Genomic DNA, 480 nt, shown 5'->3' with positions numbered 1-480 from the left:
CCCAGATACACGGCAAAAATGAACGCAGACGGGGTCGATAACCAATTACGGTTTGTCATGATCGCTATCTTGGTTGTCGTCAACCTCCCTGCGCTGCTGACCGACGGCAATTCCGTTGCATTTATCACCATCTTTATAGGAAGCTGGATATTGTGGAATATGGGTAAAGAAGACGAGGACGAGGATTAACATGTCGAGAATCACTTATATTATTTTCAGCACCATCATCATCGTCATCTCCATGATCATTAGCTACGGCTCTTCCGACTCCGACGGCTCGCGTATGCACTCCGGCGGTTATTACGGCGGCAGTGGTTATTCCGGAGGCCATAAATGACCCATGCCCCCGGTAACCATGGCCTATTAGACTTATACGGCTGCGATGAAGCCATCTTAAAAGATGAAGGCCGTCTGAAAACCGCTTTGGTAGCAGCCGCACAGGCAGCAGAAGCGACTATATTGACCGAACATTTCCACACC

2 protein-coding genes and 1 pseudogene are annotated in these 480 nt (G+C 49.2%); all 3 read left to right on the top strand.

What is annotated here, in order from left to right; genetic code table 11:
* Window positions 1-189 (top strand): annotated as a pseudogene (locus ACTHTY_RS11715) (DUF4178 domain-containing protein); the annotation flags it as partial.
* 1 nt (window position 190) lies between these two features.
* Window positions 191-337 (top strand): hypothetical protein, encoded by a 147-nt coding sequence (locus ACTHTY_RS11710; RefSeq protein ID WP_162837292.1) that lies wholly within the window; start codon window positions 191-193, stop codon window positions 335-337.
* The coding region (locus ACTHTY_RS11705; protein WP_440367799.1) for an S-adenosylmethionine decarboxylase at window positions 334-480 on the top strand (147 nt) is incomplete at its 3' end. The genes ACTHTY_RS11710 and ACTHTY_RS11705, both read left to right, overlap by 4 nt.

Origin of the sequence: Neisseria sp. P0019.S002 (genome assembly GCF_051957155.1) — a bacterium.
Lineage (GTDB): Bacteria > Pseudomonadota > Gammaproteobacteria > Burkholderiales > Neisseriaceae > Neisseria > Neisseria perflava.
This window is presented reverse-complemented; position numbering and strand designations above follow the sequence as displayed.